Below are 16402 nucleotides of genomic sequence, written 5' to 3'. Positions count from 1 at the left end.
GTTTACTTTTATTGATTTTCCCCGGAATTCAATCCCGTTAAAAATAACCCGTCTTTTGGACGGTCAAAAGGACGGCCCATAAACATACAAGAATCAAAGAAAATGAACTTGGAGGTTATGGATATGGATCTATTGAACAAAACACGACGCATTTCCAAAATTTTGCAAAGAAACGCAGGTCACAACCTGGTGGATTTTGATGAGGTTGCAGAAGCGCTTTGTGACATTATCGGCGCCAACATCTATGTCGTCGGGCCTGAAGGAAAACTGTTGGGAATGGCGATCAACCATGACGTCGAGAATGAACGGATGAATCAGTATTTGAAAACCCGTGAATTCCCGCCGGAATATGCAAAATTGCTCATGGAAGTTGACAAATCCATGACAAACGTGGATGTGGACAGCCCGTACACGGCTTATCCGACTGAAATGAAAGAGATGTTCAAAAACGGGTACACCACGATTGTTCCGATCATGGGTGGCGGTGACCACTTGGGAACATTGGTATTGTCCCGTCTGAACAATAAATTTGAAGAAGACGATTTGATCTTGGCAGAGTATGGGGCAACCGTCGTGGGAATGGAAATTTTGCGTGAGCGTGCCGGCCAAGTTGAAGAGGAAGCACGGAGCCGTGCGGTTGTACAGCTGGCCATCAACTCCCTGTCCTTCAGCGAGTTGGAAGCGGCTGAACACATTTTCAACGAATTGGATGGCATGGAAGGGCTCTTGGTCGCAAGCAAAATTGCCGACCGTGTGGGAATTACACGTTCCGTCATCGTAAATGCTCTGCGCAAACTGGAAAGTGCCGGGGTTGTGGAATCCCGTTCATTGGGAATGAAAGGAACCTACATCAAAATCCTGAATCCGAAATTGTTGCCGGCTTTGGAAAAAGCCCGTCACTGATGGATAAAACACCGGTCCCTTGTTCAAGGGGCCGGTGTTTTTTGCCATGTATGTTTTGCAATGGTTGTCTGTACGGACGAAAGGGGAGATCTTCCCCTTATTGGTGATCCGATTCTTGTACCCTGTTATAATAGAAGTCAGTTCTTAACATACAGGGGTTGAAAGAAATGGGTAGCATGAAGCGATATCTTCAATTTGTCAAGCCATATTGGAAAGAAATCACTCTGACGATGATCATCGGGATCGTGAAGTTCGGGATTCCGTTGCTTCTTCCACTGCTTTTGAAATATGTGGTGGATGATTTGCTTTTGTCATCGTTGCCGGCTCAGGATAAGATACAAAAATTGATGTGGGTGATGTTGGCGGCCCTTTTTGTGTTCACGGTGATCAGAATTCCGGTGGAATATTTCCGGCAATACTTTGCCCAATGGACTGCAAGCAAAGTATTATTTGACATACGCAACAAACTTTTTGATCATATTCAAAAGTTATCCTTGCGGTATTACCAAAATCACAAAGTGGGGCAAATCATTTCCCGGGTCATTCACGATGTGGAACAAACCAAAGAATTTGTGATTACCGGCATGATGAATATCTGGCTGGATTTATCCACCCTGCTTATTGCCGTCGGTTTCATGCTTTGGCTGGATCCGTGGATGACACTGATTTCTTTGTCAGTCTTTCCGTTGTATGCCATCTCCGTCAAGTACTTCTTCCAAAATATGCGAAGAACCACCAAAGAGCGTTCACAGGCTTTGGCTGAATTGCAAGGGCATTTGCATGAGCGGGTCCAAGGCATTTCAGTCATCCGTGCGTTCCATTTGGAAAATCACGAACAGAAACAGTTTGAACAGCGAAACCGGCATTTCTTGGACAAAGCCCTCAACCAAACCCGCTGGGTGGCCAAAACGTTTGCAGCCATCAATACCATCACCGATCTGGCACCCATTCTGGTGATTGGCGTGTCCGGTTACCTGGTGGTTCAAGGACGGCTGACCATTGGTGAAATGACGGCTTTTTACGGATACATGGGATTGATTTACAACCCGATCCGGCGCTTGGTGAACTCTTCAACCACACTGACCCAGGCTTTTGCATCGATGGACCGGGTGTTTGAGTTTGTGGATGAGCCTTATGACATCACCGATTTGCCGGATGCTAAAAACGTTGAACGGGTTAAGGGGGAAATTATCTTTGACCATGTCAGTTTCCGTTACCACGAGAATCAGGATTATGTGTTGGAAGACATTGATCTGAAAATCGCTCCGGGACAAACCGTTGCATTGGTGGGTCCAAGCGGCGGAGGAAAATCATCTTTTATTTCCCTGATTCCGCGTTTCTATGATGTCGATCAAGGACAAATCCGCATCGATGGCCGTGACGTCCGCTCTTTTACTTTAAACAGTTTGCGGAAACAAATCGGGATGGTTTTGCAAGAAAACATCTTGTTCAGCGGGACGGTCAGCGAAAATATCCGGCTGGGAAAAGTGGATGCATCCTTTGATGAAATTGTTGAGGCGGCCAAAGCGGCCAATGCCCATGACTTTATCCAAGAGCTTCCCCAAGGGTACGATACTGAAATTGGCGAACGGGGCATTAAATTGTCAGGAGGGCAAAGGCAGCGGATTGCGCTTGCCCGTGTTTTTTTGAAAGACCCGTCCATTCTGATTTTGGATGAAGCAACCTCGGCACTGGATTTGCAAACGGAGCACTTAATCCAGGAATCTTTGGAGCGTTTGGCCAAAGACCGCACCACTTTGATCGTTGCCCACCGTTTGTCGACGATTACCCATGCCGACCAGATTTTTGTCATTGACCATGGCCGGTTGATCGAACATGGCACACATGATGAATTGATGCGCCGAAACGGCAAATATGCCGAGCTTTACCGGGTGCAAAACTTCGACCACGGGACATCGGCGGAAGCGGACCGGAAGCTTACCACGTGATGGAGGGGAAACATGCAGAAAAGATTTGAGATCCATGCAGAAGAGGATATTTTCCACATACGGAGTGAAGTGAGGGAAATGGCAAAGGAAATTGGTTTTGACGAACTGGAACAATCGCGGATTGTCCAGTCCATGTCGGAATTGGCCCAAAATGTGGTGCAATATGCTGACAAGGGGATTTTGACCATTTCCCCGGTAAAGGAAGAAGGGGGACGCAAAGGGTTGAAGATTCAAGTCCGTGACGAAGGGCCGGGATTAAACAACCTGGAAGAATTGGCAAAAGGAAAAGCCCGGCAAGTCGGGGAAACTTCCGGCCTTCAGCATGTATATATGCTGATGGATGAGTTAAGGCAAATTCCGGTTGAATCCGGCACTTGCCTCGAAGCGGTCAAATGGTTGAAAAACAAACCCATTATTTCATAATCCACCCATTAAAAAACCTTATTTTGGATAAGCCGGCCATTTGGTTTCCATTGCCGTTGCAGGCCGGGAAAAATGTTCACAAATATGTCATCTTCCGCTTGGAACAATCGATTAGACTAATGAGTGAAAAGGTTTTTTGCAGAAAAAAGGGCCGCGAGGGCAATAATAAAAAATGAAGGAAACTGTTTGATCGCACGGCAGCGCTTTTACCTGCTCTTGCACGAAGGGGTTCTATCATCTAAAATGATGATGGTAATTAGGCAAAAAGTATCTCTTTTTTTGCAACATGCCCGAGAAAGAGAACAAAAGAGCATGTAAAGGAATTTGTGTTTTTTTCTTTGTTTGTATTATGTTAAATTATATTGTTCCCTTTCTTCAACAGTCATTTCCAGTTGAAGATGGTTTCTTGGTAGAAAGGAGGTTTGTACGGGTGAACCATACTGTGTCCGAGCAAACCGCATCTGAGCAGATGTTAGATTCTGTGGAATCGAAAAATAAAGCCTCCTGGCGTGATTATATAGAAATTACGAAACCGGGGATTAATAAGAGTAATTTGATTGCCACGTTTGCAGGGTATTTTGTAGCGGCGGGATTGACGGATTTGAATCTGGTCACTTTGATCCTGACTTTGCTCGGAACCGCACTTACGATTGCAGGCAGTTGCACATTGAACAATTTTATCGACAGGGACATTGACCCGTTGATGGAACGTACCAAGAGCCGCCCGGTGGCTGACGGAAGAATCAAACCGGCTACCGCTTTATGGTATGGTCTGACATTAACCCTTTTGGGACTCATGTTATTGGCTGTCGGTGTGAACATTCTTGCTGCATTTGTTGCATTTATCGGGGTAATGGTATATGTTTTGATTTATAGTTTATGGTTAAAAAGAACCAGTACTTTAAACACAGTGGTTGGCGGGATTTCAGGAGCTGTTCCGCCGATGATCGGTTGGGTTGCGGCCAATCCGGCCATCGATTTGAATGCTTGGGCACTCTTTCTCATTTTGTTTATGTGGCAACCTCCTCACTTTTTTGCCCTTGCGATGCGGCGTGTGGAAGAGTACCGTCAGGCAGGAGTTCCGATGTTGCCGGTCGTCAAAGGGTTTCATGAGACCAAGAAACAAACACTGTTCTTTACGATTCTTTTGCTCCCTTCTTCTTATTTGTTGTTTTACACAGGGACTTTGGGTTGGTTTTATCTGATTGTGTCACTTGTGCTGGGTGGGATTTATGTCGTTTTATCCATCCGCGGCTTTTCTGCAAAAGATGATATCAAGTGGGCAAATCAGATGTTTTTTTATTCTTTGATTTACTTGACGGTGATTTTGCTTTCGATGGTGATCGATGTTTTGATTCGTGATTTGATGCGCATTTTATAAATACGATACAGTGCTTATCATGAGCTTGATATAAATAGATTTGATGCACTGTGAAAATGATTGGTCCGGCTTCGGTTGATCGGGGTCGGATCAACCTTACAGAAAGCGAGGTAGGAAATGTGGTGAGTCGAAAAGGCGCATGGCGAGTATTAAGTTTATTCGCAATTATGTCTCTGGCTCTCACTGGATGTTCCGGGGTTGACGGGTTCAGTGTTTTGAAACCGAAAGGGACATCAGGTGAGATGTCGCTTGATATGATTAAATTAGCCTTATTCATCATGTTGGGCGTCTTTGCTGTCGTTATATCCATCTATATTTACGTGCTGATCCGGTACAGAAAACGGAAAGGCAAAGATGTGATGCCGGAACAAGTTCATGGAAACAATGTTCTGGAAATCGTCTGGACTGCTATTCCGATCATTTTGCTTACGATATTGGCAATTCCGACGGTCAAATACACGTTTAACATGTCGGAAATAAAAGCTTCGGAAGACTCCCTCACGGTAAAGGTGACGGGGTATCAGTATTGGTGGGAGTTTCAGTACCCTGACCTGGGAATCAAAACAGCCCAAGAGCTACATATCCCGGTAGGGAAAAAAGTGAATTTGATTATTGAAGGAAAAGATGTTTTGCACTCCTTCTGGGTTCCCGCGCTCAGCGGAAAAGTGGACGTCGTTCCAGGACGCACAAACACCTTGCCGTTGGATGCGAAAGAACCGGGTGTTTATCAAGGGAAATGTGCAGAATTGTGTGGAGCGGGCCATGCTTTAATGGACTTTAAAGTGATCGCTCAAGAAGAAAGCGACTTTAACAAATGGGTGGCACAAATGCAACAACCGTCCACCGTTCAAACCGCCCAGCAAAAACAAGGGGAAGCATTGTTCAACCAAAACTGTCTGGGTTGTCATGCCGGAACAAACAAAAACATCAAAGGTCCGGATTTGACCAAGTTTGGAACACGTTCCACCATTGCAGGGATTTTGCCGCATGACGAAGAGAATCTGAAAAAATGGCTGAAAGACCCGACTGCGGTGAAACCGGGTGCGCAAATGCCGAAAATTGACTATTTAGAACCGCAAGAAATGGAAGCGCTTGTGGAGTATTTGATGAGCAGAAAATAACTTTTCACACATCGTATCGTAACGGATCACGTTAGAAGGAGGGAACACCATGGGTACGCTCTTAATATTGATCGTCTTTGCTCTTTTCATATGGGCGATCTTTACGGGAGGCTATAATAAAAATTTACTCAGTCTCGTAAAGAAGAGCAAAGTTTGGGAATGGCTTACCACGGTGGACCATAAGAAAATCGGGATCATGTATTTTATTTCCGGGATCGTTTTCTTTGTCATCGGGGGAATTGAAGCCTTGTTGCTGCGGTTGCAGCTGATCGTGCCCAATAACGATTTTATTGTTGGCGACACCTTTAACCAAGTGTTAACCATGCACGGAACCACGATGATTTTCCTTGCAGCAATGCCTTTGATTTTCGGATTGATGAACGTGGTGGTTCCGCTTCAAATCGGTGCGCGTGATGTTGCGTTTCCGTTTTTGAACTCACTCGGGTTCTGGCTTTTTACAGCGGGTGGAGTCATTTTAAACCTCAGCTGGATTTTTGGGGGTGCACCCGATGCCGGTTGGACTTCCTATGTGGGATTGGCCTTGAATGAATACAGCCCCGGACCGGGTGTGGACTACTATGTGATCGGTTTGCAGATTTCCGGGATCGGGACGTTGCTCAGCGGGATCAACTTCCTGGTGACCATTATCAACATGCGGGCTCCCGGAATGACATTCTTGAGATTGCCGCTGTTTACATGGACGACGTTTGCAACGTCCGCATTGATCATTTTTGCCATGCCGCCATTAACTGTCGGCTTGTTGCTGTTGATGTTTGACCGCTTGTTTGGTGCGAACTTTTTCGATTACACGATGGGCGGCAGCGCCGTGCTGTGGCAACACTTGTTCTGGATTTTCGGGCATCCGGAAGTATACATTGTGATTTTGCCGGCGTTTGGAATCATGTCCGAAGTTATCAGCACGTTCTCGAAAAAGCGCTTGTTCGGATATACCTCCATGGTCTTTGCAACGGTTTTGATTTCTTTCCTCGGGTTCATGGTGTGGGTTCACCATATGTTTACCGTTGGACTGGGACCGGTTGCTAACTCCATTTTCGGGATTGCGACCATGACCATTGCGATTCCGACGGGGATCAAGGTCTTCAACTGGTTGTTTACCATGTGGGGAGGGGAAATCCGCTTTAAAACCGCCATGTTGTTTGCCCTCGGGTTCATTCCCACCTTTGTGATGGGGGGTATGACCGGGGTAATGGTGGCTTCGCCGCCTGCAGACTTCCAATACCATGACACTTATTTCGTCGTGGCGCACTTCCACTATGTATTAGTCGGAGGAACCGTCTTTGCATTATTTGCCGGTGCCTATTATTGGTGGCCGAAAATGTTCGGGAAACTGTTAAACGAAAAATTGGGTAAAGTTCACTTCTGGACTTTCTTTATCGGTTTCCATCTGACCTTCTTCCCGCAACACTTCTTGGGACTGTTCGGTATGCCGCGCCGGGTGTTTACCTACCAGGCAGGGGCCGGATTGGAAACCTTGAACTTCATCAGTACCATTGGCGCACTCTTCATGGCAATTGGTACGATCGCGTTTGCACTGAATATTGTTCTGACTTTCAAAAAAGGCGAAAAAGCATCGGGAGACCCGTGGAATGGACGGACTTTGGAATGGTCGATTCCTTCGCCGGCTCCGGAATATAACTTTAAACAAACGCCTTTGGTGCGTGGTTATGATGCATGGTGGCTTGAAAAGCAGGCCGGAAACAAAGAAATGCAACCGGCTGAACCGTTGGGCCCCATTCATATGCCATCCCCGACCTATATTCCTCTTTTGATGGCATTAGGCTTGTTTGTAGCCGGTTTGGGATTCATTGCCCGTGGCGATTTCAGCGCGGCGATTATCGGGATCATTGTCGTCTTCATTGCCATGTTTATGCGCTCGTTTGAGCAGGATCATGGCTATCATATCGATCCGGAGGAAATTGACAAAGAAAAGGGGGTTAAGGCATAATGGCAGCCCAAACGGAAGCGGCCCAAAAGCCTCAACATCTGGAAACGGCCACGCTGGAAGGGAAAAACAAAGTCTTGGGCTTTTGGCTCTTTTTAGGAGCCGAAACCGTCTTGTTCGCTTGTTTGTTTGGTTCTTATTTGGCTCTTCGCAGCCAAAACATGGGCGGACCGGACAGTACCGAGTTGTTTGACTTGGAACTGGTTGCGGTCACCACGGCAATTCTTTTGACAAGCAGTTTGACCAGTGTGCTTGCGATGGTGAAAATGAACCAGCGCCATTTGAAAGGAACACTGGTATGGCTCGGAATCACGGTTCTGCTTGGTCTGGCTTTTTTGGTGCTGGAAATTTATGAGTTCATTCATTATGTGAGCTTGGGGCATACTTTCATGAGCAGTGCTTTTGGTTCCGCTTTTTATGCCCTGGTCGGTACCCATGGTGCGCACGTCACATTCGGGCTTTTCTGGATCTCGGGGTTGATGATTCAGGCAGCCAAACGTGGGATCACAAAGGAAACGGCGCCAAAATTGTTCCTTTCCAGTTTGTATTGGCACTTTATTGACGTGGTTTGGGTGTTTATCTTTACCCTGGTTTATCTTTTGGGAAAGGTGGGCTAAACGGTGGCACAACAAGTCAGTCAGTCTTCAAACGAGCAGTCTGCCCATAAATCAGAGCGCGTGACGAAGCATCTCATTTCGTTTGCCGTGATGATCGTGTTGACAGCGGCTGCTTTTTACCTGGTCGCCACCGATGTGGCACCGGAACACCTGGTCTTGCCGGTTCTTTTGATCTTGGGTGCGGTGCAGGTGTTTTTGCAGTTGTTTACGTTTATGCATCTGGATCAAAAAGGAACGGCTTTCTACAGGATATTTATTGTGGCAGGCATTTTCTTCGCAGTCATCAGTGCTGTGGGAATCTTTTTGATGTAAAGGTCATTGCAAAAGCCTCTTGTTGGATAGCAAGAGGCTTTTGTTTTTGTATATAATGGCTCTGGATATATAAAAGAATTATAGATTAAAAATCATTTATTTTATGTTAAATTGATCACGTTTCGAAAAAACAGGAGGAAACATGAATAATCTGTTGAGAGATCAACTCCTAACCAACCCAAAGACCTTTTTGCGCTCCATTCCTTTTATGAAAGTGTCTGAGGGAATTGCCATCGGGGCGGTCGCCGGACTGGGTTATTTTTCGGCTTATTTGTCCGATGTCAGTTACAAGGCTTATTTTGGATTGCCTGCCCTTTATGCGAGTGTGGGGTTAAATGCCATCATTCTCTCCATTTTTGCGTTTGTGATCATGTCGCTTGTGCTTTTGGCCTATTTGCAATACCCGATCGTGGCCCGGTATGGAAAATGGGTTTTACCCGTTTTTTTGCCCGGGGCGGTGGCATTTATGCTCGGGTTGCGGTTGGATTTTGAGTTCCATTATTCGGTGGAAGTGCTTTTGTTTTTCTTTTTGTTGTATGTTGCTTTTACATATGCGTTGATCCGGATGGTTTCCAAGCGAAAATGGTTCATTGCCGGGCTGATTTTCATGGTTTTGGTGATTTCCATTTCCAGGGCTTGTGGCTATTTGATTGCTTTAAACCAAAAGGAATATCTGGTGTTCATGGAGGAACCAAGGCCTTATGCAGTGGTGGATGTCAACGGGGAAGCCATGATTATGATGCCTGTTGATTTAAAGAAAAAAACACTCCTGCCGGAATACCGGTTTGTGGATCAAAAAGCGGAAATGGAGAATTCGATTCCTTTGAAAAAAATGAATATTGGTCCTCTTCATGTGCAGGGAACCCGGCCGTGAAAGGACAAAAATTAAAAAACACCGATAGCTTGGACTATGCGGTGTTTTTCATCGTTTATGCATATTCATAAAAAATCACTGAACGTTTTGTATTTCCTGGATACTTGTGTGTCCACATATTCTTTCCACATTTGCTTTGCACATTCTTTTGAACAAATGGGGGATTCAAAGCTGATTTCAACATAGTATGCTTCTTTCCCACAGATTGAACAAGGAGCCGTTTTGTTAGCGGGCAAAAGAATGTCTTCACCATGCAAATCATCTTTATAATTCAACAGAATCATCCTCTCCTTATTCGGTTTTGTGGTGTCCCACTTCCGCTAAGGAGGAATTGATTGAAGCAATCAATTTCTCTTAAGCTTATTTTCTCATATTTCCCATGAGATCTAAAGCCTTTTTTTGTAGAGTCACAAGAGATTTCAGATGATTACAAAGCAATAACCGGCCACGATGGAAAAGAACGCAAAATTTTGACGGGTTTACTGTAAAAAATGAGAAATTCAAGATCCGGGCCAAGCCGGTTTAAGGCGCGTGTTTGACGGTCGGTTCCCCGGCTTTGCCGTTTGCCGCTTTATGTGATTGATTTTGGAGTTTTTTTTGTTGGAATAACAAGCTTTCTTCTTTGACACGCAAAAGCAAAACGAGGAACGAAGATGATTCTTCAAGATGAGGCGCATGCGCCGAATTTTCAAACCAAATCATGTCTTTTACGGGGGCATCAAGCTGCTCGTAAAATTGTTCCTGCAGCTCAAAAGGAGAGTAAAAATCATAACGGCCCACACAGAAATAAGCCGGAACCTTCAGTTCTTGAATTTCTTCAAAAAGATTGACTTGCAGCAGTTGGGGCATGAGCCGTTTGAAAGAAGTCCGATAGCCCCGGATCCATTTAATCCAGTCCAAAAGTGTATACTCCGAAGAAAAGAACCCTTTGGCCAAATATTGAAAAAGGTTTCCCTTCCGAATCAATCCCCCGAAACGAGTCAGCCACTTGTGTTGTACAAGCACATGGCGCAAATCTTTATATGGTGGATAGCCGATGCGTTTCAAAGCACGCATCGCCAAGAATTTCCGGTTGTGTCGGGCATGAATCAATACAAACTGATACGAGAGCAGTGCGCTTTTTTGCACATCGGTCATTTGGCCGATGCCGATGTAGGCGTGGAGCAAAGACGGATATTTTTTGGCAAAGCGTGCTCCGATGATGCTGCCCCAGGAGTGTGCAGCCAAATAGATTTTTTTCTGTTTAAAGCGTTCCAAGAGGATTTGAACCAATTCATGAGTATCTGAGACGAACTGGTCAAGATTGATGGCTTTTGGATCCATTTTTGCGGAAAAAGATTTTCCGGCTCCCCGTTGATCCCAATGAACCACGATAAAGTGCTTTTCCAGTTCTTCTTGATAATGCCTCATAAACCCGATTGGCGCAAATCCAGGACCCCCGTGCAAAAACAAGAGAATTGGATGGCTGGTGTCTTGGCCCCGTATCATAATGGATTGCTTTGCGATTCCCAGTTGAATCGTTTCAATGGTTGCCGTTCCATTCTCCAGCGTTTTGTTGGGGGTTTGACTCTTAAACATTTGTTTCCCTGCCTTTTCATCATAATCAATGGATAAATATGTCGGGATAAAATAATTCTGCATTTCTCCGGGGTTTCCTTCAAAAAAACGGGATTTTAATCTAAATTACAGAACGGAATGATCGGATCACACGAAAAAACAGCCGGATTTTGCAAACGATAAAGGGGCAGAAACGGAATAATTTTAATCAAGTTCCTTCTTTTTTCATGTTTTTGCGGGATGTTTACGGAGTCGTTAAAAAGGGGTAAATTGTGTTTGAGTAACTGGCAACAAAATGAATTCTTGCGGACAGATGGCAATCTTTGTGATTGGAAAAAATTAATTTCAAAGAGTATAAATGGAATGAGGCGGCTGTTGATTTGGGATGACGCGACAAGGGTTTTGGAAAGGGGGAAAGATGGTTGCGAAGATGGACGGTATGCGGATGGATTCTTTTGGTTTCTTTTTTGTTGTCAAGCGGTGAAACCTGGGCCAATGAGATGGGCTGTCATTCATTTGAGAACTGGAGCGAGTCGCAGAAATATTTTGAAGAAAAAGGCGGATCCAAACATCTGAATATCGATGGCTTGGACAGTGACCAAGATGGATTGGCTTGTGAAGAGTTGATCGGCTTTGATCCCGGCCACATCAATCCGAACAATGACCGGCGACCGGATGCCAACAAGGGCAATGATTCCGCGGAAAAAGGCGTTTGGGTGGAGATTTTGTCGGTGCTGAAAAAATGGTGGCGTCAGTGGTTGGATTAAAAAAGCCCCGGACAAGTTTCCGGAGCTTTTTTGTTTACGGTTGCCGGTTGGAAGGTTGGTTCACCATGTGGTGGGCCGTCAAGACCAAACGGCTCCAGATCGCTTCTCTGATTTTCCCGCCGATCTCCACTTCATCCAATGCCTGGCTCATGCATTCCAGCCAGGCTTCGGCTCTTTCCGGGGTGATGGGAAAAGGCATGTGGCGTGCCCGAAGCATGGGGTGTCCGTATTTTTCGCTGTAGAGCGGGGGGCCCCCGAAAAATTGCGTAAGAAATAAGTATTGTTTTTCCATCACAGGGAGGATGTCTTCCGGAAAGATCGGCTTCAAAAGCGGATGTTTGATGACACGCGGGTAAAATGCTTCGACCAATTGCCGGACTTTCTTTGCTCCCCCGATTTTTTCATAGATCGTGACAGGTTCGTTTCGTTCCATCGAATCACCTTTTCCACAATGTTACGGTTTCATTTTTTTGAAAGCCCGTTCGACGGCACGTAAAGTGAATTGGATGTCTTCTTCCGAATGCTGGGTTGTCAAAAACCAAGCTTCGTATTTGGATGGAGCAAGGTAAACCCCTTCTTCCAGCATCAGCCGGAAAAACTGTCCGAATTGTTTACTGTCCGCTGCTTTGGCTCCTTCGTAGTCGGTCACTTCCTGATCGGTGAAGTAGACGGTCAATGCTCCCCCCACTTGATTGATTGTGATGTTCAAGCCATATTTGTCGGCCAAACGGGAAATCTCGTTGTTTAATGTTTTGCCCATTTTTTCTAGTCGTTCGTAGGTGTTGGGTTGCTTTAAGGTTTCAATGCATGCCAGGCCCGCGGAGATCGACAACGGATTTCCTGCCATCGTTCCCGCTTGGTACATCGGCCCCATCGGGGAGACTTTTTCCATGATTTCTCTTTTTCCGCCATAAGCCCCGATGGGAAGTCCGCCGCCGATGATTTTGCCCAAGGCGGTCAGATCCGGCTCCACATGATAGTAATCCTGGATTCCGCCGTAATGAAAGCGGAAAGCGGTGATCACCTCATCATAAATGACCAAGGCGCCTGCTTGATGGGCCAATTGGTTGATGGTTTCTAGGAAATTCGGTTGGGGCGGGACGATCCCGAAGTTTCCGACCAGCGGCTCGACCAAGATGCCGGCGATTTCGTCTCCCCATTTTTCCATGGTCTCTTCCAAGATTTCGATGTTGTTGTAAGGGATGGTAATCACTTCATTGGCGATGCTGACGGGCACACCGGCGCTGTCGGGAGTGCCGAGGGTGGAAGGGCCTGAGCCGGCGGCCACCAGAACCAAGTCAGAGTGACCATGGTAACAGCCCGCAAATTTCAGGATTTTGGTGCGGTTGGTATAAGCGCGGGCCAAACGGATGGTTGTCATGACCGCTTCCGTTCCACTGTTGACGAAGCGGATTTGTTCCATGGACGGGATGGCTTCCCGCAACATTTTTGCAAAACGCACTTCTTTTTCCGTCGGCGTTCCGTATAACACCCCGTTGGCGGCCTGTTCAACAATCGCCGCCGTCACCACCGGATGGGCATGCCCCAAAATAATCGGGCCGAAAGCCGCGAGATAATCGATATACCGGTTTCCATCTTCATCCCAGAAATAAGCGCCTTGTGCTTTTTTCATAAAGATCGGCGTGCCGTTTCCCACTGCACGAAAAGACCGTGACGGGCTGTTGACACCGCCGACAATGACATCCAATGCTTCCTGATAAAGTTTTTCCGATTGCTGTATATTCAAGAATATCCCCCATTTCGTCTCCTTTGTGACATTTGATGACGATTTGAAAAAACGACGTCATGTGCAGGAACCATGCATCATATTTTTTTTACTGACGAAACAAGTCCCTTTTTTAATTGTAACGTGATGCACAGAAAATGCCTAGGGAGGATTGTCTCTGTGAATCATCCTGTGATATGCTGAAATTGGGTATATATGTCGATTTTTCGGAGTTTATATATATTTTGGGAACGGAAGATGGAGGCGAAGTATCTTGTCATTCAGATTTCAAGTCGGTGAGCGTTATAGAGATTTATATCAAATCGAATATGTCGTCCGGTTTTTTGACGGTGAACTGGCGGTTGCCCGAAAAGGTTCGCAACGCTACTACTTGCAGTCATCCCGTTTGGAAAAACAAGCGCCGATCTCCCGTGCGATTGCGCACTACCGCTCCTTTGAACATCCGTTGGTGATTCCTTATGAAGATGTGTATGCCGAAGACCGTTCGATCGTATTTGTCCGCCCTTATGTTCCCATCCTGCCTTTGCGGGAGGTTTTTGCCAATCATGAGGTGGAAGAGGCGAAACTGGTCGAATGGGGAAAGCAACTGCTTGGGTTGGAAAAGGATTTGAGGGCGCAACCGATGCGGATGTATTTGCTTTTGGATCCCGGAAATATCGGGGTGACGGAACATAATGAGGAGCTGAAGGTGTTATTTTGCGGTACGGAAACCATTACGGCACAAAAAAACATACTCGATTGGGGAACCTTTTTTTATTCCCTTTTATCCGGCGAACCCGTGGATAAGCCGATTCAAAGATTGCCGAACGATTTCAAGGCATCGAAAAAGATGGTGCGGTTAATTCAACGGAGCTTGCAAAACGACTCGCCTGATTCGGTCTTGTCCCATATCAAGCAGTATGAGAAAGTGGGACTGTTGGACCGTTTGTTTGGCAGCGGAGGGGAGAAAAAGAAGGACCCCAAACCCCGAAAATCTCCAGTGAAACATCAGCCATCCACAACCGATACCCCGGTTTCTTCCGCTTCTGAACCCCAAGAACCGGCAGAAACAAAAAAGGCGGAGGCCGCGAAGGTCACATCCGATATACCTGAAACAATACAGAAGAAACAGGAAGAAGATTATATCGCAAGTTTGAAAGAAGAATTTGAAAAGAGACAAAAAGAAGCCTTGGAAAAACAGCGCAAAGAATTGGAAAAGCGCCAGCAAGAGTTGCTGGAGCGTCAGCGGCTGGAATTTGAAAAACGGGAACAAGAGTTGTTGCAAAAGCAGAAAGAAGAGTTTAAACAACAAATTGAAGAGCCGGAACAGCGGGAGAATTGGGAACGGGAGATTGCGGAAAGAGAACGCATGCTTGAAGAACAAAAACGAAAAGAAGAAGAAGAAAAAGCCCGTCAGGAAGAAGAGCGCTTGAAACAGGAGCGGCTCGAGCAAGAACGCATCGCATTGGAACAAGAAGAGCGGCTGCAAAAAGAATTGGCCAAAGTGGAAGAAGAACGGATCAAGTGGGAACAGAAGCAAAAAGATTTGGAGAAAAAAGAAGAAGAATTACGGGAGAAGTTGCAAAAAGAATTTGAAGAGATGGCGAAGTCTTTGCTGCAAAAACAAGAGGAAGAATTTAAAAGACGCCAAGAGGAGTTGCTGCAGCAACAACGGGATCTTTTGGAAAGCCAGACCAAAAAACGCCTGGAACGGCATCGCGAAGAGTTGGAGCAAACATCCAGGCATTACTTGATCACCCCGGACACCAAACCGCGTGCCAGCTTGTTGGATTTGGAAAAAGAAAACAAAGCGAAAAAAGAAAACGAACAACCGAAAGAAAACACCCAACCGCAGCAGGACGACCGCGAGCGCTTGCGTAAGGAAAAACTGGCTAAAGAAAACAAGGATCACGACGAATTGGTGAAACAGTTCGAGGAGTATATGAACCAAATGTACCCCAAATAAGGTGGACAAGAGAGAGCGGGTTTCCTGTTCTCTCCTTCTTAAACGGTTTTTATCTTTAAGCTGGAAAGGATTGAAAACATGGTTCTTTACAGATCATTGGCCCGTTTGGGCATCGGCGGAACCACCGTGGATGCGCAGATCGAGGAAGAACAATTCCGGCCGGGGGATGTCATCAAGGGGGAAATCAAGATTCGGGGGGGACAAGCCGAACAGCAAATCGATGACATTTACATGTACCTGATGGTGACGGTGTCCAAAAACGGAAGAAAAGCTTCCCATCTCATGCAACAATATCCTTTGTCCCATTCCATGATCATTCAAAAAGACGAGATCAAAAAGGTTCCGTTTCAAATTAAACTCCCCATGGAAACGCCCATGTCGACGGGAAGCTTTCCTGTGTACCTGAAGACGGGATTGGACATTAAAATGAGCCTGGATCCCACCGATCTGGATAAAATTGAAGTCGTGCCCGCGAATTTGGTGCAAAAAATCTTGAAAAAAATTGAGGATGCTGATTTTATTTTATATCGGATACATAACGAATATGATCCGCAACAGAAGCCTTATCCTTTTTTCCAGATGTTTCAGTTCCGCCCGACAGGCCGTTATCACGGATATGTCGATGAATTGAACGTATTCTTCAAAGTGACGGATATGTCAATCCGGATGGATATCGAGCTGATCCGTTCCGACCGTGTTTTAAACAGTCAATTTTCCTGGGAATACCATGATCCCAAAGGAACCCTCATGATCAATAACGAGCGGGTGATTCGGGATCCGCTTGAAAAAATTGATGAAATGCTGAACCGCAAAATGCATTAACAGAAAAAGGACGGATGCTTA

The 16402-nt window shown here is 45.9% G+C and carries 16 protein-coding genes; 12 read left to right on the top strand and 4 right to left on the bottom strand.

The window, feature by feature from the left end; all coding sequences use genetic code 11:
* Window positions 1-123 precede the first annotated feature (123 nt).
* The 9 genes from codY to I8U23_RS12960 all read left to right on the top strand — a co-directional run bounded on the left by codY (window position 124) and on the right by I8U23_RS12960 (window position 9543).
* Entirely contained in the window at window positions 124-903 is a 780-nt protein-coding gene (codY, locus tag I8U23_RS13000) for a GTP-sensing pleiotropic transcriptional regulator CodY (protein WP_037996159.1), read from the top strand.
* A gap of 167 nt (window positions 904-1070) precedes the next feature.
* Window positions 1071-2852: an ABC transporter ATP-binding protein gene (locus I8U23_RS12995; RefSeq protein WP_052186753.1), complete on the top strand. Its 1782-nt coding sequence runs from the start codon at window positions 1071-1073 to the stop codon at window positions 2850-2852.
* Window positions 2853-2864: 12 nt separating this feature from the next.
* Window positions 2865-3275 (top strand): ATP-binding protein, encoded by a 411-nt coding sequence (locus I8U23_RS12990; protein ID WP_037996158.1) that lies wholly within the window; start codon window positions 2865-2867, stop codon window positions 3273-3275.
* 430 nt (window positions 3276-3705) lie between these two features.
* Entirely contained in the window at window positions 3706-4656 is a 951-nt protein-coding gene (gene cyoE, locus I8U23_RS12985) for a heme o synthase (protein WP_231564613.1), read from the top strand.
* A gap of 167 nt (window positions 4657-4823) precedes the next feature.
* On the top strand, window positions 4824-5777 hold the full coding sequence (gene coxB / locus I8U23_RS12980) for a cytochrome c oxidase subunit II (protein ID WP_049719596.1): 954 nt from the start codon (window positions 4824-4826) through the stop codon (window positions 5775-5777).
* 196 nt (window positions 5778-5973) lie between these two features.
* Window positions 5974-7743 (top strand): cytochrome c oxidase subunit I, encoded by a 1770-nt coding sequence (ctaD, locus tag I8U23_RS12975; RefSeq protein WP_231564615.1) that lies wholly within the window; start codon window positions 5974-5976, stop codon window positions 7741-7743.
* Entirely contained in the window at window positions 7743-8357 is a 615-nt protein-coding gene (locus tag I8U23_RS12970; RefSeq protein WP_037996154.1) for a cytochrome (ubi)quinol oxidase subunit III, read from the top strand. Before ctaD ends, I8U23_RS12970 begins: the two co-directional genes overlap by 1 nt.
* 3 nt (window positions 8358-8360) lie before the next feature.
* Window positions 8361-8669, top strand: coding sequence for a cytochrome C oxidase subunit IV family protein (locus I8U23_RS12965; protein ID WP_049719597.1), 309 nt, complete (start codon window positions 8361-8363; stop codon window positions 8667-8669).
* Window positions 8670-8811: 142 nt separating this feature from the next.
* On the top strand, window positions 8812-9543 hold the full coding sequence (locus tag I8U23_RS12960) for a hypothetical protein (RefSeq protein ID WP_198051118.1): 732 nt from the start codon (window positions 8812-8814) through the stop codon (window positions 9541-9543).
* Between the two features lie 65 nt (window positions 9544-9608).
* Here I8U23_RS12960 and I8U23_RS12955 read toward each other — a convergent pair whose 3' ends face one another.
* Both I8U23_RS12955 and I8U23_RS12950 read right to left on the bottom strand, forming a co-directional pair.
* Window positions 9609-9818, bottom strand: coding sequence for a hypothetical protein (locus I8U23_RS12955; protein ID WP_131470860.1), 210 nt, complete (start codon window positions 9816-9818; stop codon window positions 9609-9611).
* A 247-nt stretch (window positions 9819-10065) separates the two neighbouring features.
* Window positions 10066-11121 carry an alpha/beta fold hydrolase gene (locus I8U23_RS12950; RefSeq protein ID WP_198051117.1) on the bottom strand — a complete coding sequence of 352 codons (1056 nt, stop codon included), beginning with the start codon at window positions 11119-11121 and terminating at the stop codon, window positions 10066-10068.
* A 401-nt stretch (window positions 11122-11522) separates the two neighbouring features.
* On the opposite strand from I8U23_RS12950, the gene I8U23_RS12945 reads away from it, so the two are divergent.
* On the top strand, window positions 11523-11867 hold the full coding sequence (locus I8U23_RS12945; protein WP_037996151.1) for a hypothetical protein: 345 nt from the start codon (window positions 11523-11525) through the stop codon (window positions 11865-11867).
* A gap of 34 nt (window positions 11868-11901) precedes the next feature.
* Here the strand turns inward: I8U23_RS12945 and I8U23_RS12940 are convergent, their stop codons facing one another.
* Both I8U23_RS12940 and I8U23_RS12935 read right to left on the bottom strand, forming a co-directional pair.
* Window positions 11902-12300 (bottom strand): globin domain-containing protein, encoded by a 399-nt coding sequence (locus tag I8U23_RS12940; protein ID WP_049719600.1) that lies wholly within the window; start codon window positions 12298-12300, stop codon window positions 11902-11904.
* A gap of 21 nt (window positions 12301-12321) precedes the next feature.
* Window positions 12322-13614, bottom strand: coding sequence for a glutamate-1-semialdehyde 2,1-aminomutase (locus tag I8U23_RS12935; RefSeq protein WP_049719601.1), 1293 nt, complete (start codon window positions 13612-13614; stop codon window positions 12322-12324).
* A 253-nt stretch (window positions 13615-13867) separates the two neighbouring features.
* Here I8U23_RS12935 and I8U23_RS12930 point away from each other — a divergent pair, with 253 nt between their 5' ends.
* Together I8U23_RS12930 and I8U23_RS12925 are read left to right on the top strand one after the other, a co-directional pair.
* On the top strand, window positions 13868-15559 hold the full coding sequence (locus I8U23_RS12930) for a coiled-coil domain-containing protein (RefSeq protein ID WP_037996149.1): 1692 nt from the start codon (window positions 13868-13870) through the stop codon (window positions 15557-15559).
* A gap of 78 nt (window positions 15560-15637) precedes the next feature.
* The gene (locus I8U23_RS12925) at window positions 15638-16381 is read left to right on the top strand and encodes a sporulation protein (RefSeq protein ID WP_052186751.1); all 744 of its coding nucleotides are present in this window, start codon (window positions 15638-15640) and stop codon (window positions 16379-16381) included.
* Window positions 16382-16402: the final 21 nt, after the last annotated feature.

The organism is Thermoactinomyces sp. CICC 10735, assembly GCF_016055175.1.
Classification (GTDB): Bacteria; Bacillota; Bacilli; order Thermoactinomycetales; family Thermoactinomycetaceae; genus Thermoactinomyces; species Thermoactinomyces vulgaris.
This window is presented reverse-complemented; position numbering and strand designations above follow the sequence as displayed.